Here is a 26,852-nt window from a genome sequence, read left to right on the forward strand (position 1 = left end):
CCCTACTGGGAGCCCCCTCCTCTTTTTCTTGTGGCACTTATTATGGCCGCCACGGACATGATTGCTGAGGCCGCGCTAATTATCATGGCGTCCAAGTAAAGGCCTGCCTCCCTCAGGGCCCTCTGAGAGCTGGCCTGAGCCTCAAGGGACGTCAAGCTGGCGGCGCTGGCTTCCTGGCTTAGGATGTGAAGCTGGGAGTCTATCTGGGTGACGTTCGAGCCCAGCTCCTCAGCCTGCCTGGCAACATCATAGCTTAGTGAGCTCACGGAGCTGTTCAGCTCCTTAAAGGAGGCGATGAGGCCCCCAAGGGTGGTGTTGAGGGACACTATCTCTGTGCTCAGGTGGGCGTAGATGGACCTGAGCTGCCTGCTGAGGTTGGCTATTGCTGTGTTCGTGCTAGACTCTATTATGCTTATGAACTTGCTTGGCATCACATAGCTAACCGTGCCGTTAGGCGACAGCCTCTCAACGACGTCAGAGGGGTAAAGGTAGACATGGCCCTCCATCACCCCTAGGTAGCTCAGCTGGGAGCCCATTATCCTGACGTTGCTGTTCACAGTGTAGAGCTGACCCAGGGACCTCACGTTGATGAGGGTCACGTTGCTGTCCACTATATAAACTGTGCCGTTGAGCACCGAGTCCTCTATGACGCCGTTGTAGCCAGTTATGTTAACGTCGTAGAAGAGGCCATAGTATGGGTAGAAGCCGCCGGGCCTAAGGGTCTCATTGGCGTAGTAAACGTACCTGGTCTCCATGATTGTGGCGTTGATCGTCGGCTGAGGGGTCATGCCGTTAAACGCCGCCCCAGTTATTACGGCTACCCACGGCTCCCCAACGTAGAGGCCTGAGAGCCCCGTGCTGCCCTGCGAGTAGGGCGATGGCGTCGTAGCCTCCCCTACCCAGAGGCCCAGGGTAGAGTTGTAGTAGAGCATCACGGTCGCCTGCGGGTTACCGTCAAGCTGCCAGTAGGCGCCGCCATAGGCCCTGGGCACGAGGACTGCAGAGAACAGGCCGTACCTGACGGGGGTTCCGTTCTGGTATGTCACGTTAGCGTAAATCGTCACCCTCTGCCCCTCGGCCGGCTCCGCCGGGAGGGCCCAGGCATCAGCCCTGAGGGGCTGCCCCACGTAGATCATGTCGACGCCGTAGCCCTTGACCAGGCCGCCCAGCGTGGTGGAGTTGTATGAGGCGTTGAGCAGCACCCAGTAGTAGCCGGACCTCAGCGGCGGCACCGCAAGGGTGCCCAAATAGTAGCCCAGGTTCGGGTCATAGTAGGCCTGGGAGGACGCTATGGGTGTCCCGTTGATGTACTCCAGCGTTATAGTGACGTTGCTGCCAAGGGCTATGGCGTCGAAGAGCGACTGGCCCGTGCTGTAAGAAGTGTAGGCCTGTGTCTCCACGGGCGGCAGCACGTAGCCCATGACAACTATGTCCTGGCCAGGCTCAGCTATGCCCGGCATCATGGCGCTCTCGCCGAGGACCAGCATGTCCTGGAGGCTGTCCCCAAAGAATATGGGCACGAGCCCGAAGGCCGGCGGCTCTGCCTCCATGACCACGTAGCCGCAGGGCGCGTGGAAGGCCACGACCCCCTGGGCGAAGTTCCCCTGGACAATGATCTTTGTGGAGTTGTAAACGGAGTACGTGTTAGTTATGTAGTTATAGTACAGCAGGGACACGTTGTAGGTTATCTGGGGCCCTGGGGTCCCGTTAACGTAGGTCAGGTTGGCCACCACTGGGAGCCCGAGCGATGGGTCCCATGGGTACGCTGCCTCGGGGTACGTGAACGACGCAAAGTAACCTATGAAGCCCTCAACAAAGGACTCGCCCCTGAGGCCCCCTGAGGAGCCGTTCACAACTATTAGGGTGGGACCTGAGACGTTGGCCGGCACTGTTATGTTGGCCTCCCAGACGGTGCCGTTGAAGGTCATGTCCTTCACGAGCCCGACGCCCTGGGTGGTCTCAAGGGTCACCTGGAAGCTGCCGAAGGACACCGGGGTCCCGCTGGGGTAAGTTATGTTGGCGATGACTGTCACGCTGCTTCCAGGCACCAGCTCCAGGTCGCTGGGCGCCCCACTGACGTTAACCCTGACTGAGAGGGATGGGAGCATTGACTTGACCTTGTCCATCACGTCCACGCTGCTCAGTGCAAAGGCCAGTTGGCCCGCGTTTATGGTTCCGAGGCCTGTGACGAGGCTGTAGTTGCCCCCGGCCCTCCATGGTATGTTGTACCCGAAGGTCACCCTGTCTATGGCGGCTGGGTAGGCCTTGTACATAGAGTAGAGCGTGGGAGCTATGAGGCCCAGCCTGTGGCCCACGTAGCTCTCAACCAGGGCCAGGAGGCCGGCCGTCAGGGGCGACGCCTCGCTAGTGCCGCCCTCCACTATAGTCGTGTTATTATAAGTCACTTCGTAGACACCCGGGAAAATGTTAGCGTTGGCAGAGACGTCAGGCACAGCCCTGCCGTGTGGGAACCCCTGAGGGGGGCTCGGGGCCACGCCCTGCTGCCACCAGGGCATGGGCTCATATGCGCTGTAACCTCCCGTGGAGCCTCCCACGTTCTGCATGTACGGCACGAAGCCGGCCGAGGACCAGGCCGTGCTGTAGTATGAGCTCACGCTGCCGTTGGGGTAGAAGTCCAGGTACGTTGTAGTGCCCCCCACCGCCAGGACCCAGGGCGACGAGGCGGGGTAGTTAACGCCGCCCACGGGCCCGGCGCTGTACCCCATGCCGCCGCCGTCGCCGCTCGCCGCGAGGAAGGTTATTCCCTCGGCCGCCCCAAGCGCGTAGTAGACGTCGCTAAGGTAAATATTGTAGTAGTAGAACGTAGCCCCCATGTTAGATATTATGGACTCAGGTATGCCGAAGCTCTGGCTCACTATGGATACGTTGTCGCGCTGGTCTATGTAGGCTATAACTGTGGAGAGCGGCAGGTAGCCGGCGGCCACGTACAGGTATATGTGGGCCCTTGGGGCCACCGAGTGCACAGCCTCAACGTCAAGGTCTATCTCCACGTCCCAGCCGGTGAGCACGCCCAGGTTGGGGTTGTACGGCCCTATGGGGACCACGGTTATGTTGGCGGGCGGGAGGCCGAACACCCTATCATAATATGACATGACCTGGTAGATCTCTGGGTCACCGTAGAAGTCTACTATTCCGACGTTGACTCCCTGGCCCATATAGCCCTTGGAATAGAGAGGCGTCACATTGTAGGCGAGGGCTACCTTGGTCACAGGGTAGGCCTCCGCAGTAATGTAAACCTCCTGCTCCTTAACCACCGGCGTAAACGACGTAAGTGACACGAACGGCCTGAACACGAGACCCGTGACGTTTGAGACGTAGGGCATGAGGCCCAGCGGGTTGCCCCTGTATCCAGTCACCGCGTAGTAGCTTGAGGTGCCGTTGCTGAAGAGCCCCAGGGAGACGCCGAGGGCCCCCTCGACCAGCGACGCGGGGCCGCTGAAGACGACCATTGAGCCCGCCACCGCAATGACCCTGAGGCCCCTCGACCTCAGGTAGCCTACGGCCCGCTCCACCTGGGCCTCAGGCACGAACATGGACTCAGCCTGGGACGGCGTCAGGAACCTGCGGTAGAGCGGCGAGCCTGGGTCGCCCACCGCCTGGGCGTAGTAGAATATCAGGGGCACGTCCCTGAGAGGCACGTAGAGGACACCTACCACCTGCGACTGCGAGGGCACCTGGCCGACCAGCCTAAAGCCAGGCAGCGCCCCGTCGAGCCGCTGCGGAACCTGCTGCAGCCTGACGCCCAGGGCTGTAACGTTCGCAGGCACTATGATGGTAAGTATGAAGGCAGCTACAATTATGAGGCCTAGGACTCCCTTCAAGCGGCCACCCAGTGGTTGACCGTTAGGGGCGTTAATATTCGTTGGGCAGAGACCGGGGAGTAAAAATGATGTGTAGGAGGGCCTCTCGCTTTTATTCCCACATAGCTGGGATTGACCCTGCGCGATAAGTGTTACAGTTTAAAAACTTCGCCTGTAATTCTATACTAATAACTAAGGCAAGAGAGGTGATAATAAGTGAGCCTGCTAAGGAAGTCCAGGAAGAGGCAGTCGCCTGAGGTCTACTCCCCCATGCCTCCCTGTGAGGCCATGTTAGTGGCCCAGGCCTTCCTGCCGCCCCAGTGGTAGCCCTTTTTGACAGTCCTTCCTTGCATCTCCCACCTCGTTAGCCTAACCTATGTAGGAAAGGCATTTTACCACCTCCAGTAGTAACAACGCGGTGTGGGGCTTGGAGGAGCTGGCCCGTCGGCTCGACAGCTCTAGGTGGACGCCAGCACACGGAGTAATATTCGCTTCAACAAGCCTCGGGATGTTCATATGGGGCCTTGAGGCCATGATAGGCCCCGCTGGGTACTTCGCTTTTCACAAAAGCCTTGCCTTCCTTATAGTCTTCTACGCGTTTGACTTCATAGGCGATATAGTCATAGGCAGGCTCTCCGACACCAAGCTCGCGAGGAAGGGGGCCTTCTACGTCACCATGTCCCTGATAGGCGCCGGCCTCATAGTGCTTGGCCTTGACCTCGTGATTACGGCTGGCAGGGGACTGCTGGCCGTGCTGGTAGGCCTCGCCGGGGCCGCCTTAATGAAGATTGGCATAGAGGGCGACGTGCCCGTGTCCCTCGCGTTCCTTGCAGAGAACACCCCGGCCAAGTACAGGAACAGGGTGCTCGTGCTCTCGCCCAACTTCAATAACATAGGCGGCACTGTCGGCGCTGCCGTGCTGTTCCTGACGTACATTAGCACCAGGTCCTACCTCTACGCTGCCCTTGCGCTGCTGATAGCAACGGCCGTTGCCCTGGCAGTGACGTTCGCCGTGAGGGCTACCATGCCGGAGTCCGTCAGGTGGCTCGTGGCCAAGGGGATGAGCGAGAGGGCCTCAAGGGAGGCCTCAGCCCTCGTCTCGCAGCCCACCGAGCAGGTGTCAACCGTGAGCCCAACGGTTGGCATAGGCGGCAGGTACGCCTTCCTTGCGCTGCTTGGGCTCTCCCAGTACCTAACCTTTGGTCTCATGGCGTTCACCATAGCTTACTTCTACTACAGCGGCGCCACCGTGTACTTCATACAGCTGGTGGCCCTCCTGGGCGCCTCCATAGCTGGCGTGCCGGCCGCCCTCCTGCCAGACATAATGGACACCAGGAACTTCACGCTGCTTGCCTACGTTGGAGGCTTCCTCTCGATGATACCCATAGCGCTGGCCCTCCACTACCTTGGCTCCCAGGGCTTCCTCTCCCTCTTCTACCCGCTCCTCTTCCTCAACATGGTCTTCAGCGAGCTGGCCTGGGCCGTGAGGACCATCTATGAGCCCGTGCTGTTCCCAACGCACATGAGGGCCACCATGATAGGGCTTGTCAGGGCCGTGCCAATAGCCTCCTATGACGTGTCCCTCTACGTCACCAGCAGCTGGGGCGAGTGGCAGTTCGTGCTCTTCAACATAGCCCTCTGGGGCGTCGGGGCGGCCACCTCGGTGTTCTGGAGGCTCAGGGGCTACGACACTAGGAGGGCCCTGCTGGAGAGCGTGTCGTCGTCAAAGCCAGTCACGCCGCTGTGATGTTGCGCTTTCTCTGCGGCCGGTGGCAGGCCCAGGCATCCCTTAAATGTAAGCTTGACACGGCTAAAGTTGTCAAGGGCTGAGGACAATTAACAGCGCGGACTCCCGCGCTCCTTGCGCAGCAGCATCTCAATGAGCCCGCTCCGTGGACCTTCCTGCCTCGGCCGCCATGTAGCTTACCACGCTTTCGCCAAGGATTCCCTTGGAGGCCCTGTATGCTGTATAAGCCGCAACTCCTACGACTACGAGCAGTGACGTCGCCATGAAGGCAAAGTATGGCTCCACTAGATCGCTTATGATGCCCTCGTAGAACGTGTACACGAAGAGCGCGGTGCCAAGCAGGGGGAACAGGAGTCCTGAGACGACGAGCCTAAGCTTTGAGAATCCCAGCTCCGGGTGTCTCCTCACGTATGGGAATAGGCCGAACTCAGGCACAAAGTGATGGAAGTACCAGGTTATGCTTGATGCTGTGCCCATGACGTACCAGGCGACGGCTACTGTGTTGGGGTTGTACCCGTAAGCCTTGACAAGCGCGGCCGACACCGCGAGGGTCGTCGCCAGGGCGAGCACAAAGTCGAGGAGGGCAGCGTTGGCCGGGACGCCGTGCCTGTTAAGCCTCTTGAGCCAGCCGCTTGAGATGAAGTTGTCCCTGGCCATGGCCCAGAGGAGCCTGGCCTGGGAGCCCCCTCCGGCGCCAAAGGCTATCAGGGAGACGACAAGTATGAGGAAGTTCAGCCCGACCAGGGCGCTGAGGGGGAAATACCTCGACCAGGCCACGAGCTGGGGCAGGGCTGAGGACGTCACCTGGGGGAGCTCGCCCCTGGGCACGGCAACTAGCTCCGAGTAGGCCGCCAGGGCTATAGCAATGGCCGACACAGTGAGCCCAACGTATATAGCTTTCCAGACGTCTTTAGTAGGGTTGACGCCCTCCTCTGAGTAGAAGAGGGCTGTTCCGTAGCCAGCGAAGGTGAAGAACCCCACTATGGCCGTGGCCAACATGAGGCCCTTGAGGCCCCCAGTGCTGTTGGCAGGGTTAAGGTAATAGGCTGAGTTGTACGGGCTCCTCGCTATCACGACCGCGGTGAAGGCGACCACTATAACAAGCGTCGTCAGCACCGCTGCGGTTATTGCTATGCCGAGCCTCCTGGCCGGCTGCACTGACATTATGTAGGTCACCACGAGGGTGACCACGCTGGAGAGCAGCCAGGCCCAGATGGGCAGCATTAGGTGGTACGCGTAGTAAACAGTGTCAACCAGCAGCCAGCCTATGAAGAATGCGTTGGCCGCCTGCCACCAGTTGTAGAAGAAGTAGTTGCCCAGGGCGGTGAACTTGCCAGCGCCCTTGCCGAAGCCCAGCTCGGCGAGGCCATAGTAGCCGCCGGCGAACGACACTATCCTGGTGTACTCAAGTATTGGCAAGGACACAAGCACAAAGAGTATATAGCCTATAATCACGGGCCATATGGCCGCGGGCCCTGAGTCACTTATGAACGCAGTGACCTCTATGGGACCTATTATGGGGAGGACCCCAGCTACCACAGCGGCGACCATCGCATAAAAGGGCATGGAGCCCCTCCTGAGTTGGGACCCCACAGAAGCCCACCTATGCACAGGGAAGCGGTCGGCCTAAAAGCTCTTGACCTTAGGGTCGTATGAATGAGCTGGCCCCATCAGCGGGCTACATGCACTAAGGAAAGCCGCGGTTTATGAAAATGAAATGTGGACGTGGTGCGGCGGCCGGGATTTGAACCCGGGACCTTCGGCTTGGAGGGCCGACGTCCTAGTCCAGGCTAGACTACCGCCGCACCTTGCTGATCCCAGGTGCTTGGAGTTTTAAGTTTAAGGCGGCCTCGGCTTGAGCTTATTAGCCCTGGGTCTTACCTTAGCGCAGGCCGATGAGGACAAACGTTCCCACGGAGCCCAACCGCGAGACCAGTGACGAGGCTTCACGGCCTGAGGCCTTTCCTTATAGGCATGGAGGCTCAAGCAGGAATGTGAACATGGTTAAAAGGGTAAATAAAACAAGAAAAAAGGAGCTTAGAGTTAGGTGGTCAGGGCTTACTGGAGGCCCCCATTTATGAGCTGGTAGCTGAACTGGTTGGCTATCAGGTAACCCGCCGTGTTCACAGTGCTGTTCTGGAAGCCCTCAAGGTAGGCGTTCTCCTCAAACCCTCTGCCGTTCACTAGCACCTCAGCCGTTAATGACTTCTGCGTCAGGGCATTGTTTGCTGTCAGCCCAATTATGACCGCGCCCGTCGGGTTTATGAACTCCAGTATGCCGGAGAAGCCTCCCACTGCGTTGAGATCATAGTCAAGACTCTCAGTGAAGTTATAGCCTGGCCAGGAGTAGCTCAAAGAGTAGGTAGGCGCAAGGGCTATGCTCCCGTTCTGCAGGAAGGTCGCGTTATACGGGAACCTCGTCGGCGGTGTTATCGGTATTGCCACGAAGTCATAGTAGAGGGTCACGGGCCAGTTGGCGCTGACCCAGAGCCTGTAGGGCTCATAGCCCTGGGCCCATGAGCTCACTGTGAAGTCCTCGTCGAGGTAGTTGTAGGCGAAGGTGCCGGCGTAGTTGTACGCCTGGTCCACGTTAGTTACGCCCTCCTGCTGACTGCTAACTATCTCCTGGCCATGCTCGAACTCGAGCAGCGACGTGTAGTTTATGAAGTAGCTGGCCCCCTCCTGGAAGTAGAAGCCCGCGACCCCTGGGTTCATTATGAGCGGGCCTGTGTCGTGGTAGGAGGCCTGGCTAGTAATTATCTTAGCCCCAACCAGCGGGTTGCTCCTGTTGACCCACAGGAGCAGCACTCCACCAAGGTTCCAGTTGAACTCGGTGCCCGGCACCCCAAGGGCCTCCGAGGAGGCCAGCAGGTCAGCTATGTGTATCGCAAGGGTCGCATTAAGGCCGTAGGCCAACAGCGGTGTCAGGTCTATGATATCTGGCATGTGGAACGAGAGCGTGTTTATTGACGGCACAGGCTTCCACCAGAACAGGTTTATTCCGCCCGTGTATATGGTCTCGAATGGGTTCACGACGCCGGCCAGGTGGCCGTTGTAGTAAACCTTGACGTACCTCACGGCTGGTATGTTGGTGTACCAGAACTCGTCGTAGGCGTTGCCTTTGGTGTAGAGTATAAGCCACACCCTGTAGGTGCCATTGGGTATGGTCACCTGCTGCTCGACGTAGTCATTGTAGGCGTTTATTGAAGGCGTCATTGAGTATCCCAGCCTGTTCACGAAGAGCGGTATGAAGTAGTTCGGCAGGCCGGGCGGCGGGCTCCCCTTGTAGAGGAGCAGGCTGACGTTAGCTATGTAGTATCCAGTTATCCCTATGGAGGGAGCGTAGCCGTTAGGCACCATGAACTGGAACCTCACCGGGCCCCTGAGCAGGTTCTCGAACAGGGTCACGTCAACGGTCGTGGTGGAGTTCAGTATCTCCTGCGTCGAGCCCCAGAGAAGCGGGGTCCCGTTGGCGAAGACGTAAGCCACGGTGTCATACTGGGTGCCCCCTAGCTCCCTTATTGACATGTTGAGCAGTATCAGGCTGTAGTTCCCTGGAGGTATGTAAACGGTGGCGTTGTAGGGCAGGCCCGTGTGGTTGAAGACCACGTTCTTGCCTATCCATATGACTATGGGCGTCTCGTTGGGAGGCACGTACCTGAAAGCCTGGAAAGAGTAGTAGCCGTCGTGGTTGCCGGCTACCCCTGCGTCCCTAACTGCCAGGTTAAGGAGGCCTGAGGGCGGCGCGACCTCATGGGCGGCTGGCAGCTGTGGGTAAGTCCTTGGAGAGACAGCGCCGGCCAGCGGTGCTATGAACAGCACGACAAGCAGGACGGCCGCTATGGCAAAGATCGGAGACCTCATAATGTCCACCACTTAGCCTCTGCAGGTGTGTAACTCTGGAGGGAAAAATATGTTTTGCTATAAAGTTACAAGCGTGGGCTTTGTTGAAGCTGGACAGCGGGCCCGCCGGGATTTGAACCCGGGACCACCAGCTCCGGAGGCTGGCGCGCTGATCCTGGCTGCGCCACGGGCCCAGGAATTGGAGGGCCTCAGGCCTATAAAGCGCGGCCCCTACACCTTGACCCACCACCAGTATATGGAGTCCCCTCCGCCGCCTATCATGGGGTTCTCCTCCCACGAGACCGAGCCCTCGTAGCCGACTATGTAAGGCTTCACAACCCAGTAGGCGTTGGGCTGTATGGTGTAGACGTACATGTAGAGCTCCACTGCCAGGTCCTCAGCCTGCCTAAAGATGGGCAGTGACGCTGATGAGTTGGTCAGCTCGACGCTGTCGGCCTCAGATATGAGGTTCTGAAGCTCCTGGTACTCCATGGCCTCCTGCCAGAGCCACTTGCCTATCTCGGGCTCGACGCTCGGGCTCAGGCCTGGGTAGCTAATCTTTGACTGGTTGAAGTAGGCGCTGAGGTTCTCCAGGTAGGTCACGTTCCAGCCGTCAGGCTCCACCCACACGGTCCCGGTGTACTGGGCGTTCATCATATCTGAGGCCAGTGGGTAGTCAGCTACATAGCCGCTGTTCCATACGGCCATCGGGTTCATGCCGGGCACCCAGTAGGAGAGCATGGTAGGCCACGGGAGGTAGAGCGGCTGGGCCACTATGTTCGGGTCTATGTTGTGGAGGGCCGCGGCCCACATCTGGGCCGCCGTGTAGTCCGTCGTGTCGCCGCTTGATATTACTATCGGGAAGTAGACGCTTATGTTATAGAAGCCGCTCTCCTCGAGCAGCTCCTTGGCGTACGTCAGGTTGAACGTGGGGCAGCCGGCGAGCTGCGAGGGGGGTATGTAGATATCGAGACCCTTGATTATGGCCCCGCAGTAAAGGCTGCCGAAGTTGAAGTGGTACTTCACGTTCCCAACTATGTCGTTTATGTACTCAGTGTAGTTGAAGGCGTAGGCGAAGGCCTCCCTGACCAGGGGGTTGGCGAAGTACCAGCTGGGTACGTGGTACGCGGGGTTGAGCTGCGAGAGCAGGGACTCTGTTATGTTAAGGTTGAAGCCGAAGAACTCCTCAAGTAGGCTGGGGAACTCGTAAACCTTGGCCTCGCCCTCGCTCTCAAGCTGCTCTATGCTTGGTATGAAGCTGCTGGGCAGCCCAGTCACTATGTCCGCCTGGCCGGAGGCGAAGAGCTCATAGGCGGTCGTCGGGTCCTTGACCCACTCTATAACCACGGTATCGTTTGGCCTCGGCACGTCAGTTATGTTGTTCGGCCAGTAGGGGTTTGGCTTAAGCACAATGCTCTGGCCCGGCGTGTACGCCGCTATGTAGTAAGGCCCTGTTGCCATGGGGTCCCACCTGACCTCCTCGTTGTAGTCCCACTCATTGGCGGTCTGCTCGTAGCTGTAGAAGGCCTCCGCCAGCTGGGTCATGTTGTGGTCGTAGAGGCCTGTGAAGTTTATGCCGTCCCCCACCTCCTCGAGCCACTTCGCGTCAAGGATTCCTGGCCCCCATCCCTCGGCCAGAGCCGTGAAGAACACCTGTGGACTGACAGGCCTCACCAGGTGGAACGTGACAGTGTCGGTCTCGTTGTTGTAGCTGACAGCGTTTATGATCTCCTCGGCCCCCTGGGTGTCGTTGGGCGACGTGACGACGAAGGTGAAGGGCGTGTAGTTCGGTATGAGGTACTGCGCTAATATCCAGCCCCTTGTGGAGGGCACTCCTCCGGCCAGCAGTATGTCCCTTATCACGCTGTACCAGACGTCGTACGCTGTTATCGGGTCGCCGTTGGCGGCCCTAAGGCCAGGCCTCACCTTAAATATGTACACCGTGTAGTTCGGCGATATGGCCCCGTAAAGGTACCTGGCCGTGGCGTTGGACCAGTTGCCCACGGTGGGCAGGTACTCGGCCGCCATGGGTATGAACTTGTCCGTGTAGGGGCCATCATATATTAGCAGGGACGCAAATATGTTATCTATTACCTCAAAGCCAACGGTCTCATAATCTATAGCTGGGTCGAAGCTGAAGGGGCCTCCCGGCACGTTCTCTGCAACCACGATGGTGCCCGGGTTGGGCACGGACAGCTGCGGCGCAAATATGGAGAACTTGTCCTTCACGGAGCTTACTGCCAGGGTATAGCACGAGGTATAGTTATACGCGGTTTCATCGCTCACGTTTTTAGTTACAACTGTTAGACACACGGTGTAGAGGCCCGGCTTGTCATACTTAACAGTTATGGGGTTCTCCTTTGGCTCCAGGTAGGTCACGTTACCTAGGCCCGTGAGGGCTACCTGCTCCGCGTAGCCCGTGCCGTTAACTGAAGGTATGGTTATTGTGGTCCCGTTGCCCAGGTTCCAGACGTACTCCTCTATGGTCATGTTTGTCCCGGACGGCGGCTGCAGGAAGCCCGCTGAGAGGTTGACCGGCTGATCAACGTTAACCGCCTGGGCCGAGGGAGCTACCACCGGCACCGTTATGAGCTGGGCATAGCTCTCGTTGAACTGAGGCGGCGTGACGAGGACCTCGAGCAGGTTGCCCTGGGAGCTCCCCACGAGCTGGCCGTTCCTGTAGATGGCGTAGTACACCAGGTAGTGGCCTGGGTAGCTGTACGTAACCTGCGCCGAGCCCGTCGTTGAGTTCACGGCGCTGCCGTTGCCAACATATATGATAACGTACTGGCCAGGGGAAGGCGAGTACGAGGGCACGGTTATGTAGATGGGCTGTCCGGCTATTGTAGTGTAGGAGCTCAGCGCGGGCGGCGACAAAGTGTACGTGGGCCCTGCCGTGTATGGCGCACTGCTAGAGCCGTGCTGGTGCCACAGGAGGACGCCCAGGGACGCAAGGACTACAACAAGGACTACGAACAGACCCAAGGCGAGCCTACTAATGGAGGCCCGCGAGTGACACGCGAACCGACATCCCCCAATCCCCTCTGGGGCCACTAAGCGGCTTCAGCGGAGGCTATTAAGCCTTAAGCCTGGGGGAGGACCAGGACACCGTATGAGTTCAGCCTATACCTGGCCATGACGCTCACCTTAGTTGGCGGCCAGGTCAGCGACGTGTACTCCATGCCAAACTCAAGCCCGTTGAGGTAGAGCTCGCCCACCTCGCCGCCCCACGGCAGGAGGCCCTGAAGAGACCTCAGCATAAGGGTCAGGGGCACCATGACGCTCCCAGAGGCCAGCGGAGGCTCCAGCGTGAAGGCCACGTAGGTCCAGCGGCCTGGGCCCATGGGGTCAGCTATGTAAACTCCCCAGTTAACGACACCAGGCCTGCCGTTAACTATAGTGGGCAGGGCCAGGGTTGAGCTGGGCGACTGGTAGCCCATGGGGTTGAAGCCGGGGGTGCGGTAAAGCCATATCATGACCTCCAGCTCCCTGGGCCCCACGCTGCTCTGGCCAGGCCCCCTGGTGAGCCAGAGGTCGAACGCCAGGTCCCCCCTGCCGTTGGGGAACTCAACGGAGTAGTCAACGTACACCAGCGACTGGGGGAGCTGGCCTACCTTGGCCGGCAGCTGGAGCAGTGGTGAGGTGGGCGTCGAGAGCGTGCCCCAAGGCTTGTAGCCATAGATCACCTCAGGGTAGCCAAGTACCGTCTCAGGCGGCCTGGCGGCCGTGGCCTCGCTGTAGGAGACCACGACGTCAAGCCCGTCGCTGCAGAGCTTCGCTGAGGAGCTACCGGACCCCTCCCAGGTGTTCCACGGGTTTGGGTCAACTACTATGCCGTGGCCCTGGGGATCCTTCACCGTGACCCAGCTGGGCTCACCAGCCTTGGTGGAGGACGCGGCCACGCAGTCCCTGAGGCCGCCGGGAGGGACCAGGTTCAGGTAGCCTCCAAGGGACGCCAAGAGGGCATTCCCAGCTAGGGAGGCCGCAGGGGGCTATATTCCATGTTGCCTGCCCACGTCTTGCGCTCCTCACGCTTTTTATATGCCGCTTCAACTTACAGCATCGGTAAGTCATGAAGGTAGCAGTGGTCCACACGCTGATGGAGGAGGCGGGCGGCGGGGAGAGGCTGGCCATAAGCATCTACAGGGCTCTGAGGGAGCTGGGCCACGAGGCAGACCTCTACACGATGAGGCTCAACGCCAAGGCCTGGGAGCTCCTGGCCCCCGGGGAGCCGCCGCCCAGGGTCTTAGACATAGGGTTCCCCCTGGAGGGCATCTCCAGGAACAGGCTAACAAGGCTCAGGAGGATAATGGCCCTGAGGGCCTTCATGAGGGAGGGCCTCCCCAGGCTCAGGGAGGAGGGCTACGAGCTTATCTTTGAGACCCAGGCAAACCTGCCCTTCCCCTCCGACGCTGTCTACATACACTACCCGGCCCTCCTGGACTACATGGGAGGGGGTGGCCTCAGGTGGGCCTACAACTTGGCTGTGAGGCTTGCGGCCAGGCCCGTGCTGAGGGAAGCCTCCAGGAGGCCCCCAAGGCTCGTGCTGACCAACAGCTCGTGGACTGCTGGGAAGGTTAAGCAGGCCTACGGCGTTGAGGCTAGGGTCCTCTACCCCCCAGTTGAGGTCGAGGCCATAGGGGAGGCTGCGAGGGCCGCTGAGAAGGAGCCCATAGTCCTCACCGTGTCAAGGTTCAGCCCTGAGAAGGGACTTGACGTCATCCCTGCGATAGCCAGGGCCGTCAGGGATATGGGCGTGAGGGCTGAGTTCTACATGGTCGGCTCCACAGCCAGCTACTCCGGGCCGGTCATAGACTCGATAAGGGAGGAGGCGAGGAGGCTGAACGTTGATGATATAGTCCACTTAGAGTTCAATGTGCCAAGGGAGGGGCTCCTGAGGCTTTACGCCAGGGCCAAGGTGTACCTCCACCCGCCCTTCGCGGAGCACTTCGGCATAGCTATTGCGGAGGGCATGGCTGCTGGGGCCGTGCCGGTAGTCTACAGGGACGGGGGAGGCTGGACCGACATGGCCTCTAGGGTCGACCAGGGCCTCGGCTACGCCACGCCAGAGGAGGCCGCCAAGGTCATAGCGGAGCTCCTGGGCAATGAGGGCAGGTGGTCCAAGCTGTCAGCTGCCTCGGCAGAGGTGGCGAGGAGGTTCAGTTACAGCTCATTCAAGGAGACCCTGGCCAGGTACCTTGAGGAGCTGGGGTAGGTCAGGCGAGCCCCCACCTGCCTGCCGCGGCCCCCGCAGCTATGCCATAAGCCAGGGCGGCCAGCCCCCAGAGCAGCGACGCTGGGCTGCCGAGCAGCGCCAGCCTTACGGCCTGCGCCGCGTAAGTCGTGGGCTCAAGCATGGCCAGCGGCAGCAGGTACCTGGGCACAGCCGAGAGCGGGAAGTAGACAGGAGCAAAGAAGGTGAGCGAGAAGGCCGCTATCTGGCTCACCTGCTGCAGCAGCCTCCAGTTCTTCACCTTGGCCGCTATCAGGAGGCCAACCATGGAGCCCTCAAAGGTGCTCAGTAGCAGCGCAATGATAAGGTAGGCTAACCCGACGTCGCTAAGCGTCATGTACCTGAGCGCCACTGCCACGCCAACTATGAGCAGGCCCGACAGCATGGCGAAGATGTTGTTCACCAGCGCTGACGTTATAGCGTACGCCCACAGGGGCACCCCGCTGGCAACCATGATGGAGATCCTGCCGCCCTGCCTGTCGATGCCTATGTTGTTTGGCACTGAGAGCACGCCGGAGAGGGCTACCTGGAAGACTATGGTCCCTGAGACCAGGTAGTAGATGTCCTGCCTGCTCACTATGTATCCGAATGACGCTATTATGGCAACTGGGAACACTATTAAGTAGAATATGTTCACTGCAAACCAGGTCCTGGCCTCCTTAATGAACATCTCGGCCAGCGACTCAAGCTCCCTCAGCATCCCTCATCACCTCCAGGTACACGTCCTCAAGGGACGGGGCCCTCACCTCAAACCTACCCTTAAGCCTTGACACGAAGTCCCTGACCTCGTCCTCCCTGACCCTGTAGACCTTGCCCTCGTCCAGGTCAACTACCTCGTAATAGTACGCGAACCTCTTCCTCAGCTCCGTCGGCGTTCCCTCGGCTATGACCTTCCTGTTAATGAAGTAAACTCTGTCGGAGAGCGCCTCGGCCTCCTCCATGTAGTGCGTGGTCAGGAGTATGGCCCTGCCCTCGCCCCTGAGCTGCTTAAGCAGGCCCCACAGCTCCCTCCTGGCCTCGGGGTCGAGGCCAGTGGTGGGCTCGTCCAGTATGAGCACCTCTGGCCTGTGAACAACAGCCATAGCTATCAGGGTCCTCCTCTTCAGCCCTCCCGAGAGGTCTATGACGTACTTGTCCCTGTGCTCCCAGAGCCCCAGGGCCTTCACAGCCTCCTCAGCCATCTCCCTGGCCTTGCCGCGCGGGACCCCCCTTATCCTGGCGGCGTAGTAAACGTTGTCAAACACGCTGAGGTCCAGGAAGGGGACCGCCTCCTGGGGGGCGACGCCCAGCCTTAGCCTCACCCTCCTGTCGCACGGGTCGCCGCCGAGGACCCTGACCCTCCCCGACTGCGGCCTGAGCTCGCAGTACAGGTGCCTCACCAGGGTCGTCTTGCCCGCCCCGTTGGGGCCCAGCAGGGAGACAAGCTCCCCCTTCATAACCTTCAGGCTGACGTTCTCCAGGGCCACGACCTTACCATATGACTTGCTCAGCCCCTCCACCTCTATGGCAGCTTCCACGCCTCACCCCCTCCTGAACTTGGCCTTCACGCGGCTCTCGCTGGAGCTTAGCTCAAAGACTATGGAGCCCTCGCCGCCGCCCAGGGAGCTGTCAACGTCTACTGAGATTGAGCTGTCCTCGCTCTCCTTAACTTTAGGCGTCACCGAGACGCTTTCCCTGGCCGTGGCATCTATGTTAACGCTGCTCCCCTCGGCGTCCACCGCTATCCTGGACTCGCCCCTGAGCTCCCCATATGAGAGCTCAAGGTCTGCCTCGCTGTCGCTGAGGTCGAGCTCAGCCGCCAGGTTGCCCAGGTCCTTCAGGGACACTGACATGGATGACTCCAGCAGGTCGGCCCTGAACGAGCCCAGGCCGCCGTAGGCCAGCTTAACGTCCCCCTCCTCGGACTCCACTGACAGGGAGGAGGCCCCGGGCGGCAGGGAGACCTCAACGTAACAGCCGTTGGAATCTATTACGAGCTCGTCGTCCTTAAGGCTCACGTCGTACTTGCAGCCCCTCCAGTAGGGGTAAACCGTTACCTTGCCCTCGCCCTGCCCCAGCCTCAGGGAGCTCCTCCTCAGGCTTGCCCTCACAGACTTGACCGGCCTTATTGAAGTGGAGTAAACCTCGGACCCCCTCCCAGCGGCCTCGCCAAGAGCAGCGCCGACGGCGCTAGTTATTGCCCTCCCCAGCAGCCTGTCGAGCCAGCCAAGGCCAGAGGCGTAGGTGCCGTGGTACCCCCTGACGTGGTCCTTGTAGCTTACGACAGCCACGTCGCTGAGCCTGGGCTCCAGGACGCCGGCCAGCGACTTAGGCGCCTCGACAGACACGACCTTCCTTATGCCTTCCAGGGCCTCCCTGACCAGGGCCTCGTCAACGTCGTCAGTTACGCTCACGCTCACGCAGTCGCTGACGAGCACCCTCCTGCCCTGGGCCCTGGCGTCCTCGAGAAGGGACCTGGTGACGTCAACGTGTAGCCTGTTTGACATAACCAGGAGGCCCGACTCGCCTTTACCGCCACTCTCTACCTTGACCTGGCCCTGCGACTCCACGAGCCTTATGGCCTCGTAGGCCCTCTTCCCAAGCTCCGTCAGCTCGTACTCGCCGGAGCTGTTCCTGGTCACCAGCGCTGAGAGCCTCCTCATGTGAAAGGTCATGGTGCCGGTGTCCTTGACCCCGGCCGCATCCATGAGCTCAGTGAACGTCAGGTGCCCCCTGTCGCCGAGGGCCCTTATTATGGCCCTCCTTGTCGGGTGCGAGAGGGCCTCGAACACGTCCTCTGACAACTGCTCACCCGCTCAATTATTTGAGGAGACTCGTCAAAGATAAGGCCTTCTGACGAGCCTCCTCCTCAGGCCGCTGGTCCATGTGGCGAGCGGGCTCGCCAGTTAGCTGACGTATTCTAAACTATCAGAGAACCTCGCTCCCCAGCCTCCTCCTGAGCGCGGACTCGTACCAGGGCTCCCTCATGGAGCCCAGGGCCACGGGAACCATGGAGGAGAGCCTCCTGACCAGCTCCCTGGCCTTCCAGAGGGGCGGCTCGGGCAGCCTTGAGTTCCAGTTGTCGTAGCCCACGTGCACGCTCACGGGCCTTATATCAGCCACCCAGGAGACCATGACGTCCAGGTCAAAGTCCATTATGGGCTCTATGGAGACGTACTTGTAGGGCCACCTGAGCTCTGCCATGGCCTCATGCCTGGCCGACGGCGGAGGGGCCCTTGACACGGACCTTGCAAGGTCGTCCCTGTTGGTCTCTATGGTGGCGCCTAGCACAGAGTTCCTGGGGAACAGGTCGAGGAACTCGCCGTACCTTGCCGGGTTCTTAGTCAGGAACATGAACCTGGTTGAGGGGAACTCCCTGGCCTTCCTCAACACCCTGGCTATCCACTCCGAGGGCATGGCGTCGCTGAAGAGGTCACCCATGTCAACTACGAACACTGTGTCGCCCGGCCTGAACCTGGCCCTCTCGAGGTCCTCCTCATGGAGGGTTGGGACGAAGCCGTTCCTGTACTTGGGGCTATCCCTGAGCTTCCCCTCTATCAGCCTCATGGCCCAGCAGTAGGTGCACAGGTGAGGGCAGCCGGTAACCGGGTTCCACGACCTGTTGGGGCTCACCGGCCTCCTTTTGCCCAGGTCAGGCAGCAGGGACATGATCTTCAGCTACAGTATGGGCTTTCAAGGCTAATATCCCTGAGTTAGAGAGCTCACGGTATGACCTCCGTGGAGTCCTCCGTCGGGTCGTACCTTAAGTCCTCCAGCCTCACGACGCCCTCCTTGACAAGCCTCTCCACCTCCGGCATTATTGAGAGCACGGAGTCCAGGTAGGCCCTTGTGACCCTGTCAACTGCCATGAAGCCCTCGTCACCCCAGTCCCTCTCTATTGAGGCGTAGAGGCAGCGGCCCCCGCAGTACCTCCTGTAAGGGCAGGAGGCGCACTCCTTGGCCAGGTAGGGGCCCATGAGCCTGAACCCCCTGTCCACGGTGCCCAGCTCGGCCCACCTCTCATATACAGCTATGGGGCATGCTAGGACCCTGCCGTCAGTGCTCACCGCAACGCTCCTGTAGCCGGCCCCGCAGGGGGAGCCAGGGTAGCCGCCGAAGAAGTGGGCGCTGATAACTCCAAGTATTGGAACTATCTTGAGCACCCTGCCCCTCCTCAGCTCTGATATGAAGAGCTCCACGAGCCTCCTTACCCCCGGCAGGTAGCTCCTCTCGGCCCACCCCTCAAAGTCCCACCTGGGGGACCAGACCACGTCGAGCTGCCAGTGAACCTTGTCAAAGAGCCCGAGGCCCAGGAGGTGTGTGACGTCCTCGTAAATGTCAGTGTCCTGGGTGACTGACATCCTTGCTATGGTCTCCACCCCAAGAGACTTCAGGTGCCTGGCGGCCTCCAGCACCTTCCTGTAGACCCCCCTGCCCCTGTGCCTGTCAGTGACCGACTCCCTGCCGTCTATCGAGAGCAGGACCACGTTCATCCTCTTCCAGTAGGAGTCTGGCAGAAGCCTGTAGAGCGTGCCGTTGGTCTGCACACCGTACCTCCTGGCCCTGACCCTGTCCATGAACTCCTCTATGAACCTGGGGTTGGCCAGGGGCTCGCCGCCATAAAATATTACTGTGGCCTGGGGGTCCGCCTCCACGAGCTTCCTCAGCCTCTCAATGTCATACTTTACTGTGTATGGCACCACCTTGCTGGGGAAGGAGCCGCCGCAGTAGTCACACCTCAGGTTGCAGAAGCCTGTGGTGAACACCAGCCACAGCAACTTCCTTCCCTTGGAGGGCCCTAGGCCGGGGCATTTGAGGCCTCGTCAGTGTCTCTTATGGACAGCAGCTGCTCGAGGGCCGCCTCAGCCGGGGCCTTCCTTGGGCTGACCCTGGGCAGCGGGAAGCCGAGCATTGCGTTTACGTAGAAGGCCGCAGTTAGCATGTCCCTGGCCCACACGGTGAACGCGACCTCTGGCCTCAGCCAGGAGAAGCCGTATGGGTGAAGCACCCTTGAGAGGTTGGAGTAGAGCTCCATGGGTCCATCAGGGTTCAGGCCCGCCAGGTAGCTGGCTATGAACACCAGTGCGCTGGCCTTTATCATGGGCAGCGTGAAGTACCTGGCCTCCCTGCCGCAGAAGGCGCACTTTATTGCGGAGCCCTTTTTCCTCTTCCTGGTCTCAAGCGTGGCCCTGAGGTACTTCTTCTCCAGGGGCAGGTCCTCTATGGGCTTTGAGTACTCTGGCCACTTCAGGTGCCTCTCGCACACGGGCTTCCCAGCAAGGAATATGGCGTCCCCCTCGAGGCTCTTCCTGCCGCTGAGCTTCTTGACCCTGCCCACGGCCTCCGGCCCGCTCCTAACTATGTAGCCGTCGTCAACCATGGCGTGCCAGGCCCTCTCCCTCAGGGCCTTTATGTAGAGGTCCGTGGTCCTTGAGGCTATGAGGCACAGCGAGCCCCTCTCTAGGAAGAACCTCACCGCAACCTCAGCAGGGTAGAGGAGCCCAGCCGAGGCATTGGTGAGGCCTACGTCTATGGCATACTTCATGTCGTCGCCCAGCCTTAGGCCGGAGACCAGGGACTTCTCCCTCTCCATGGCCTCCTTGACTAGCCCCACGAGCTGGCCGTCCGAGGGAGGGGCCCTGTCTATGACCTCCACAGTGCCCTCCCTGAGCCTCAGGAACTCCAGCACCTCGGAGCTTATGGAGAGCAAGGGATCACCCCTTGAAGATGCCCATCTCCCTAGCCACGTCAAGCATCGCCGACGACGCCGTCACGACCGGCAGCCTCCCCCTGAGCCTGTCAAGTATGGGGAGCGTTGAAAGTATCGTGCACGCCACGTATATTGCGTCAGCCTCGCTCCTCTGGGCCACGCTCACGGCGTCTACCACCAGCTCGTGGGGCGTTGAGGCTATTGCCTTGCCCCCTGTCCTGCCAAGGGCTATGGAGCCCACGACCTCAAAGCCGTTCTGCCTGAGCCACCTGACCTCGTAGTCGTGCCTCCACTGGTTGTAGGGCGTCACCAGGTAGACCTTCCTGGCACCGAGCTCCGTGAGCCTAGTAATTATGGCCTCCGTGGCTATTATAACCGGCACGGAGAAGAAGTCCTTTAACAGCTTGAACTGGAACCTCTTGAAGGCGCCGTAGGACCTGGCGTACAGTATGCCGTCAGCCCGCTCCGCCTCCTTCTTGAACTTGGAGAGCTCGGCGAACATCAGGTCCATCTCGTCCTTCCTTATCCCGTGGCCCGGCCTGTACTGCATGTAGAAGAACCTGAACTGGCCCGGGTAAAGGGCCTCGAGGTCCCTCTGCAGCGTCGGGTTCTCGCTTGAGAGTATTACTGAGAGCGCCTCTATCCCCTGCTGGGCCCTGGGCCCGCTTGGGCCTTTAACCCTGAGCTGCGGGTGTAACGCTTACTATTGCCGGGGACCACGGCTACCCCCGGCGGGAGCTTGGTAAGGGCTGGGCCCTTTGAGGTCTCCATACTCGCCGCCGACAGCATGGGGGTAAGGAGCATAGCCACGGTGGCCGAGGCCTGCGGCGTCAGGCTTGGCATAGACCTGGGCGCCTCGCTCGCGCCCAGGAGGTACGGCCTGCCCCCTCACCAGCTTGAGCTCCAGGCGCTGCACAGCGCCCTTGAGAGGATAGCCGAGGAGGTCTCGAGGTCAGACGCCATAATAATAACTCACTACCACTATGACCACTACCTAAAGGACAGGCCGGACCTCTACTACGGCAAGAGGCTGTTCATCAAGGATCCAACAAATAACATAAACTGGAGCCAGAGGGGGAGGGCTAGGAGGTTCCTGGTTGAGGGCAAGGTGGAGCAGAACTCCCAGGTCTCCTACGCGGATGGGCAGTCCTTCAAGGTGGGCGACCTAACACTCGAGTTCTCCCCGCCCGTGTGGCACGGCGAGCCAGGCACCAAGGTGGGCAGGCTGATAATGGTCAGGGCCTCGTGTGACGGCGAGTCCATAATATTCGCCAGCGACTCCCAGGGGCCCGCTGACCCACAGGCGGTGGAGCAGCTCAAGTCGTGGGCTGGGGCCAGGCTCCTGGTGCTCAGCGGCCCCCCGACTTACTTCGCTGGCTTCAAGGTGCCCGTTGAGGCCGTCCAGAGGGGCCTTGACGGCCTGATGGAGTTGATCAAGGCCCACGCGGCTGACACCATAGTAGTAGATCATCATCTCCTCAGGGACCTCAACTACAGGGAGAGGCTTAGGGAGCACTACAGGGCCGCTGAGGACGCCGGCGTCAGGCTGCTGACCGCGGCCGAGCTGATGGGCGTCGAGGTGAACCAGCTGGAGGCCAGGAGGAGGGAGCTCTGGGGCAGGGCGGGCGAGGAGGGCGCTGAGGATAACGAGGATTATGAATAATCGCGCAACTGAACTATACCTAATTTTATAAAATGGGAAGGGTGAGGGGTCCTGGCAAAGCTTACAGTGATCCTCCTTGACTCCGCGCTTGAGGTAATCCCCAAGGAGCTTGCCTCCCACCCCCAGGTGCTCAAGTCAGCCAGGAGGTACGGCCTGAGGCCCGAGGAGATGGTCCTTGACGCTGGCCTACACTGGAAGGCCATGAGGTCCCTGAGGGACTGGTGGAGGAGGGGCAGACCCGACATAGTGCACCTCAGCCTCCTTAACCTGCTCGAGAAGAGGCCAGTGCTCGAGGGCGTGGTGGAGGTCTACATGCACCTCCAGGATGGCAGGGTCTTCGCGTTCGCCCCTGACATAAGGGTGCCAAAGAACTACGACAGGTTCAAGGGCCTCATGTCGCAGCTGCTGAGGAACAACAGGGTGCCGCCGAGCGGGAGGCCGCTGGCGTGGAAGGTGGCTGACAGCCTCAGGGAGTTCCTGGGGAGCAGGAAAATCATAGTTTTCTCCGAGGGCGGGGCCAGCTCTGACGCGCTCTCAGTTATCAGGGAGGCGTCACAGCTTGGGGTGCCCGTGGGCTTCGGGGCTTTCCCAAGGGGCGACTTCTCAGACGAGGTAAGGTCGCTGGCCCTCAAGTATTACAGGATAAGGGAGGGGGAGCCCCTCAAGTCTTGGGACGTGGCCTGCTCAATAGCCAACGCCTACTACGAGCTCTAGCGCCTGACTGTAAGCTCGTCAATGTCCTCAGGGTACCTGGTAAGCCTCCTGGCCCCGTCCTCGGTTATGACGAAGGTGTCACTGTGCCTGAAGCCCCCGAGGCCTGACACGTAAAGGCCCGGCTCTATGGTGACTACCATGCCTGGCCTGAGCTCCTGGTCATTTCCAACGTCGAGGAACGGCGGCTCGTGCTCCTCAAGCCCCAGGCCGTGGCCGCTGTGGTGCCTCAGCAGGCCCTCAACCCCAAGCTCCCTAGCCTTGGCCCTCATGGCCCTGTCCACTTCTGAGGCCCTGGCCCCTGGCCTCAGGGAGTCTATGGCCGCCTGCCTCACCTTCAGCATCTTATCAAAGTAGTCCCTGGCCTCGCCGCTTGGTGTTCCTAAGATCAGCGTCCTCTCGAGCTCGGCGAAGTAGCCCCCGACCTCGGGCCCAGAGCCTATCCCAATAACGTCTCCCTCCCTCATGGGCCTCTCGGCCACCAGGGCGTGGGGATACGCCGAGAACTCGCCCACCTGCCCCCTAAAGCCCACAACCCAGCCAACTGTGCCCCTCAAAGGCACATAGGGCGAGTAGTAGCTGTTCATCTCCCTGCTGACCTCAAGGCTGGCCTCCAGCGAGACCTCCCAGTCCCAAGTGCCAGGGGCTATGAGCTCCATGGCCTTGTCTATGGCCCTTGCTGCCCACCTGCCGCTCTCCTCTATCAGCGAGAGCTCCTCCTGCGACTTGATGAGCCTCATGCTGGCCACTAGGTCGCCCATGTCGCTCCACTTGACCCCCCTCTTGGCAAGCAGCTCCTGGAGCGGCGGGCCGGCGTAGCCGTATGCTCCCTTGGGCCCCAGCGGCTCCCCCATGACTGACCTGAGCCCAGAGCTAGCTATGGCATCGGCTATTTTGTTGGCCACGTGAACCTCCCCCGGGTAGTCGAAGTAGTACTCGAAGTGCCTGACGACACCTCCCCACCTGGAGTTCCTGTACTCGGCGTGGCCCATCTCGACGCTGGGCAGCACCGCAAACGGCTCGCCGTCCACTGGTATCACTACTACAACGGGTCTCTCAGTAGCTATGAAGGAGAGGTTAGTGAAGTAGAATATGCTTATGGACGACGTCAGTACCGCCGCCTGGGCCCCTGAGGCGGCCACCTTCTCCCTGAGCGCGTTCAGCCTCCTGTTGAGCTCAGCCTCAGAGACTCTGGGTATCAAGCCCTGCACCCAGCCTCAGCGGCCTAGTAAGGTAAAATGCGCCCATGAAGGCCTGGTACCAAAAGAAACTTACTTAATCAGCTGGGGTCTGCGCTGGGGGAGTTAAATTAAAAACCCACTGCAACAACATCCTGCCATGACTGAGCCAGAGGTTGTCGCCTTGAGCCAGGGCAGCCAGGCCGCCAGACAGAGAATACTCCTTGGAGTGCCAGGCCTAGACGAGATGTTCTCGGAGGGCGTGCCCAGGGGCTCCATAATACTCGTTGCGGGCTACCCCGGCGCCGGGAAGACGACGCTGGCCAGCCAGTTCGCCTACGCCGGGGCGGCGGCCGGGGAGCCCTCGCTCTACGTCAGCTTCGTGGAGCCCAGGGAGGACTTCATGGCGAACGCCTCCCAGTTCGGCATGGACTTCAGGCCCCTGGAGTCCAGGGGCCTCTTCAGGTACTACGAGGCCCTCAGCGTCAGCGACCCCGACGCCCTCGGTGACGTCGTCGAGGACGTGCTCTCGCAGGCCGACAGCATGGGGGCCAGGCGCGTGGTGGTTGACAGCGTGACGGCGGTTGAGCAGCTGGCCAGGGACCCCCCGAGGGCCAGGGAGATAATGCACTCAGCCCTATACCTTGGGCTCAAGAGGAGGGGGGCCACGGCCCTGCTCATAGCTGAGCTCCCGGTCGGCCAGGAGTCCTCGGGCCTGGGGCCGGAGGAGTTCATAGTTGACGGCATAATAGTCCTGAGGTACAGGGTCGTCAAGGGGAAGCTGGAGAGGTACGCCGAGATAAGGAAGATGAGGGGGACCAACATAGGGTACGCGTCCCTCCCCTACGCCTTCACCGGGAGAGGAATTGAGTTCGCCCCACCCCTGAGGCCTGAGGCCCTTCCCAGCGGCGTGAAGCCGGCGCGCAGGTACCGCCTCAACGACTTTGTAATGCCTATGGGCACCGGCACGCTGATAGTTTATGACCCATCGCTCGACCCCACTAAGTTCTCTCTCTGGTACCTGGCCGCGCCTGCCCTGGCCTCGGGCCTCAAGGTTAAGGTGGGCTCCTACATACATGGCGTGGCAAGTATGAGGGACTTGCTGGAGGGCTGTGGACCCGAAGTCGCAAGGAGGGCTGATAGCCTGCTCATAGAGAGCTACGACGCCTCCTCGCTCACCATAGGCGAGGCGGAGATAATGACCTACACTAGCGACCTCAGCTTCAGGCCGGATGTTGTTATAGTAGAGGGCATACACCTGCTTGGCGAGTTCAGCGACAGAAGCGACTACGTGGGGCTTGTCTACAGGACCCTGCTCAGGAGGGCCTCAATGAACATAAACACGTTCCACCTCTACGCGTCTCCCAGGGAGTCTGTCTGGAGCATCCCGCTCTCGGGCTACTATGATTACGTCTTCTACCTGTCAGCCAGGGGCGAGAAAGCCATTCTTGAACCGCTCCGGGTGTGGGGGGAGCCCACGCCGCCGGTAAAGCCAATAGAGGTAGACCTGAGCGGGGGCTGCAGGGGGCTCCTCAACAGGGGCTTCAGGCTGGAGGCTGTAGCTGAGCGTTAAACTCCCTGGCATCAGCGGACAGCGAGGGAAGTGCGTGGAGATACTTGTGATAGGCGGCGGAGCCGCCGGCATGTCAGCGGCCTCCTGGGCCAGGAGGAAGGCGCCTGACGCGAAGATAACGGTCCTCGAGAGGACCAACATAATAAGCCACGCCCCCTGCGGGGTTCCCTACTACATAGGTGGGCTCTTCAGGGACTACTGGCTGCTCCAGGCCTACGACGCTAAGTTCTTCAGGGAGAGGAGGAACATAGAGGTTATTACAAACGCGGAGGCCGAGGAGCTCGATGTCAAGTCAAGGGCTGCAGTGGCCAGGGTAGGTGGGCAGAGGGTCAAGTTTGAGTTTGACAGGCTTGTCATAGCCACTGGGGCGAGGCCCAGGAGGCTTCCCAACGCCGACGGCGCTAGGGTAGTCTACGTTCACCACCCGGCTGATGCCGAGATAGCAAGAAGCGCCGCCGAGGCAGCTAGAGAGGTCACGGTAGTTGGGGGAGGGGTCCTGGGCGTTGAGATGGCTGAGCAGCTGAGGAACATGGGCAAGGTCGTCCACCTGGTGCACAGGGGGCCCTACCTGATGAGCAGGGACCTGGACGAGGAGCTGGGCTCCAGGCTAACCGATATGGCCAGGAAGGCTGGCGTTGACCTCAGGCTGGGGGCCACGGTGGCCGAGGTGAACGGGGACAGGGTTAGGCTCACGGACGGCAGCGAGCTGGCCTCGGACCTAGTAATAGCTGCCATAGGCGTTGAGCCCAACGTTGACCTCGTCAGGGGGCAGCTGAGGCTGGGCCCCCACGGGGCCATAGCCGTTGACGACAGGCTTCAGGCCACCTACGACTACGTCTTCGCTGCAGGCGACGCCATGGAGCACAGGAACATGGTCACTGGGCAGCCGGACTGGAGGCCTCTTGCACCTATAGCAAACAAGTCAGGCCTGGTGGCGGGCGTCAACGCCGCAGGGGGTGACAAGAGGTTCCCGGGAGTCCTTGGGGACATAGTGACGAGGTTTGAGGGCATTGCCTTTGGCAGGGTAGGCCTCAACGAGGCTGAGGCGAGGAGGGCCAACATAAAGTACGTAACCTCGACGGTGACCACTAGGTCAAGGGCCAGGTACTACCCGGGCGGCGGCGACGTCACAGTAAAGCTCCTGGCCGAGGAGTCGAGCGGGGTCATAATAGGCGGCCAGGTCTCCGGCCCTGAGGAGGTCATGGGGAGGCTGGGGATCATAGCGGCAGCCATCATGAAGAGGATGACCGCGGAGGACCTTTTCTTCGTCGAGATAGGCTATCACCCAAGCTCGGGCAGGGCTTGGGACCCCATAGTCTTGGCTGCCAGGCAGCTGATGAAGGTCTAGGGCCTCAGGGGGATAACCCGTCTTCATCAATCCGACACTGATGGTG

At 60.4% G+C, this 26,852-nt stretch carries 19 protein-coding genes and 2 tRNA genes; 6 read left to right on the forward strand and 15 right to left on the reverse strand.

Translation table 11 applies throughout. The features are described 5' to 3' along the window. Positions 1 to 2 precede the first annotated feature (2 nt). A complete protein-coding gene (locus tag ACZ5GQ_RS04030; RefSeq protein ID WP_498855907.1) occupies positions 3 to 3,842 on the reverse strand; it encodes a S53 family peptidase in 3,840 nt (1,279 codons plus the stop codon). Positions 3,843 to 4,248: 406 nt separating this feature from the next. Between ACZ5GQ_RS04030 and ACZ5GQ_RS04035 the strand changes: the two genes are divergently transcribed. Next, the gene (locus ACZ5GQ_RS04035) at positions 4,249 to 5,568 is read left to right on the forward strand and encodes an MFS transporter (protein WP_498855908.1); all 1,320 of its coding nucleotides are present in this window, start codon (positions 4,249 to 4,251) and stop codon (positions 5,566 to 5,568) included. Between the two features lie 129 nt (positions 5,569 to 5,697). Here ACZ5GQ_RS04035 and ACZ5GQ_RS04040 read toward each other — a convergent pair whose 3' ends face one another. From ACZ5GQ_RS04040 to ACZ5GQ_RS04065, 6 genes are all read right to left on the reverse strand, one after another. Next, entirely contained in the window at positions 5,698 to 7,161 is a 1,464-nt protein-coding gene (locus ACZ5GQ_RS04040; RefSeq protein ID WP_498855909.1) for an APC family permease, read from the reverse strand. A gap of 133 nt (positions 7,162 to 7,294) precedes the next feature. Continuing rightward, positions 7,295 to 7,373 (reverse strand) — tRNA-Gly (locus tag ACZ5GQ_RS04045). A gap of 253 nt (positions 7,374 to 7,626) precedes the next feature. Further along, entirely contained in the window at positions 7,627 to 9,432 is a 1,806-nt protein-coding gene (locus ACZ5GQ_RS04050) for a peptide-N4-asparagine amidase (RefSeq protein ID WP_498855910.1), read from the reverse strand. 97 nt (positions 9,433 to 9,529) lie between these two features. Continuing rightward, positions 9,530 to 9,605, reverse strand: a tRNA-Arg gene (locus ACZ5GQ_RS04055). Positions 9,606 to 9,642: 37 nt separating this feature from the next. Beyond that, entirely contained in the window at positions 9,643 to 12,396 is a 2,754-nt protein-coding gene (locus ACZ5GQ_RS04060; RefSeq protein ID WP_498855911.1) for an ABC transporter substrate-binding protein, read from the reverse strand. A 98-nt stretch (positions 12,397 to 12,494) separates the two neighbouring features. Then, complete coding sequence (locus ACZ5GQ_RS04065; protein WP_498855912.1) at positions 12,495 to 13,370, reverse strand: glycoside hydrolase family 12 protein; 876 nt, start codon at positions 13,368 to 13,370, stop codon at positions 12,495 to 12,497. 113 nt (positions 13,371 to 13,483) lie between these two features. Here ACZ5GQ_RS04065 and ACZ5GQ_RS04070 point away from each other — a divergent pair, with 113 nt between their 5' ends. After that, the gene (locus tag ACZ5GQ_RS04070; protein WP_498855913.1) at positions 13,484 to 14,626 is read left to right on the forward strand and encodes a glycosyltransferase family 4 protein; all 1,143 of its coding nucleotides are present in this window, start codon (positions 13,484 to 13,486) and stop codon (positions 14,624 to 14,626) included. A gap of 1 nt (position 14,627) precedes the next feature. Here the strand turns inward: ACZ5GQ_RS04070 and ACZ5GQ_RS04075 are convergent, their stop codons facing one another. The 7 genes from ACZ5GQ_RS04075 to ACZ5GQ_RS04105 form a co-directional block, all read right to left on the reverse strand. Continuing rightward, positions 14,628 to 15,344, reverse strand: a complete 717-nt coding sequence (locus tag ACZ5GQ_RS04075; protein WP_498855914.1) for an ABC transporter permease — start codon at positions 15,342 to 15,344, stop codon at positions 14,628 to 14,630. Beyond that, positions 15,328 to 16,161 (reverse strand): ABC transporter ATP-binding protein, encoded by an 834-nt coding sequence (locus tag ACZ5GQ_RS04080; RefSeq protein WP_498855915.1) that lies wholly within the window; start codon positions 16,159 to 16,161, stop codon positions 15,328 to 15,330. Before ACZ5GQ_RS04080 ends, ACZ5GQ_RS04075 begins: the two co-directional genes overlap by 17 nt. A gap of 3 nt (positions 16,162 to 16,164) precedes the next feature. Then, a complete protein-coding gene (locus ACZ5GQ_RS04085) occupies positions 16,165 to 17,427 on the reverse strand; it encodes a winged helix-turn-helix domain-containing protein (protein ID WP_498855916.1) in 1,263 nt (420 codons plus the stop codon). 124 nt (positions 17,428 to 17,551) lie between these two features. Then, positions 17,552 to 18,292: a DUF5131 family protein gene (locus tag ACZ5GQ_RS04090; RefSeq protein WP_498855917.1), complete on the reverse strand. Its 741-nt coding sequence runs from the start codon at positions 18,290 to 18,292 to the stop codon at positions 17,552 to 17,554. Positions 18,293 to 18,345: 53 nt separating this feature from the next. Further along, positions 18,346 to 19,401 carry a TIGR04084 family radical SAM/SPASM domain-containing protein gene (locus tag ACZ5GQ_RS04095; RefSeq protein ID WP_498855918.1) on the reverse strand — a complete coding sequence of 352 codons (1,056 nt, stop codon included), beginning with the start codon at positions 19,399 to 19,401 and terminating at the stop codon, positions 18,346 to 18,348. 20 nt (positions 19,402 to 19,421) lie between these two features. Next, on the reverse strand, positions 19,422 to 20,333 hold the full coding sequence (locus ACZ5GQ_RS04100) for a hypothetical protein (RefSeq protein ID WP_498855919.1): 912 nt from the start codon (positions 20,331 to 20,333) through the stop codon (positions 19,422 to 19,424). A 4-nt stretch (positions 20,334 to 20,337) separates the two neighbouring features. Then, the gene (locus ACZ5GQ_RS04105) at positions 20,338 to 20,883 is read right to left on the reverse strand and encodes an aspartate racemase/maleate isomerase family protein (RefSeq protein ID WP_498855920.1); all 546 of its coding nucleotides are present in this window, start codon (positions 20,881 to 20,883) and stop codon (positions 20,338 to 20,340) included. A 189-nt stretch (positions 20,884 to 21,072) separates the two neighbouring features. Here ACZ5GQ_RS04105 and ACZ5GQ_RS04110 point away from each other — a divergent pair, with 189 nt between their 5' ends. Beyond that, positions 21,073 to 21,996, forward strand: coding sequence for an MBL fold metallo-hydrolase (locus ACZ5GQ_RS04110; protein ID WP_498855921.1), 924 nt, complete (start codon positions 21,073 to 21,075; stop codon positions 21,994 to 21,996). Positions 21,997 to 22,062: 66 nt separating this feature from the next. After that, positions 22,063 to 22,710, forward strand: coding sequence for a 16S rRNA methyltransferase (locus ACZ5GQ_RS04115; RefSeq protein ID WP_498855922.1), 648 nt, complete (start codon positions 22,063 to 22,065; stop codon positions 22,708 to 22,710). Here the strand turns inward: ACZ5GQ_RS04115 and ACZ5GQ_RS04120 are convergent. After that, positions 22,707 to 23,909: a M24 family metallopeptidase gene (locus ACZ5GQ_RS04120; protein ID WP_498855923.1), complete on the reverse strand. Its 1,203-nt coding sequence runs from the start codon at positions 23,907 to 23,909 to the stop codon at positions 22,707 to 22,709. The two genes, ACZ5GQ_RS04115 and ACZ5GQ_RS04120, sit on opposite strands and share 4 nt — an antisense overlap. A gap of 136 nt (positions 23,910 to 24,045) precedes the next feature. Here ACZ5GQ_RS04120 and ACZ5GQ_RS04125 point away from each other — a divergent pair, with 136 nt between their 5' ends. Both ACZ5GQ_RS04125 and ACZ5GQ_RS04130 read left to right on the forward strand, forming a co-directional pair. Next, positions 24,046 to 25,458: an RAD55 family ATPase gene (locus ACZ5GQ_RS04125; RefSeq protein ID WP_498855924.1), complete on the forward strand. Its 1,413-nt coding sequence runs from the start codon at positions 24,046 to 24,048 to the stop codon at positions 25,456 to 25,458. A 34-nt stretch (positions 25,459 to 25,492) separates the two neighbouring features. Further along, positions 25,493 to 26,806: an NAD(P)/FAD-dependent oxidoreductase gene (locus ACZ5GQ_RS04130; RefSeq protein ID WP_498855925.1), complete on the forward strand. Its 1,314-nt coding sequence runs from the start codon at positions 25,493 to 25,495 to the stop codon at positions 26,804 to 26,806. Positions 26,807 to 26,852 lie beyond the last annotated feature (46 nt).

The organism is Caldococcus noboribetus (genome assembly GCF_055389385.1).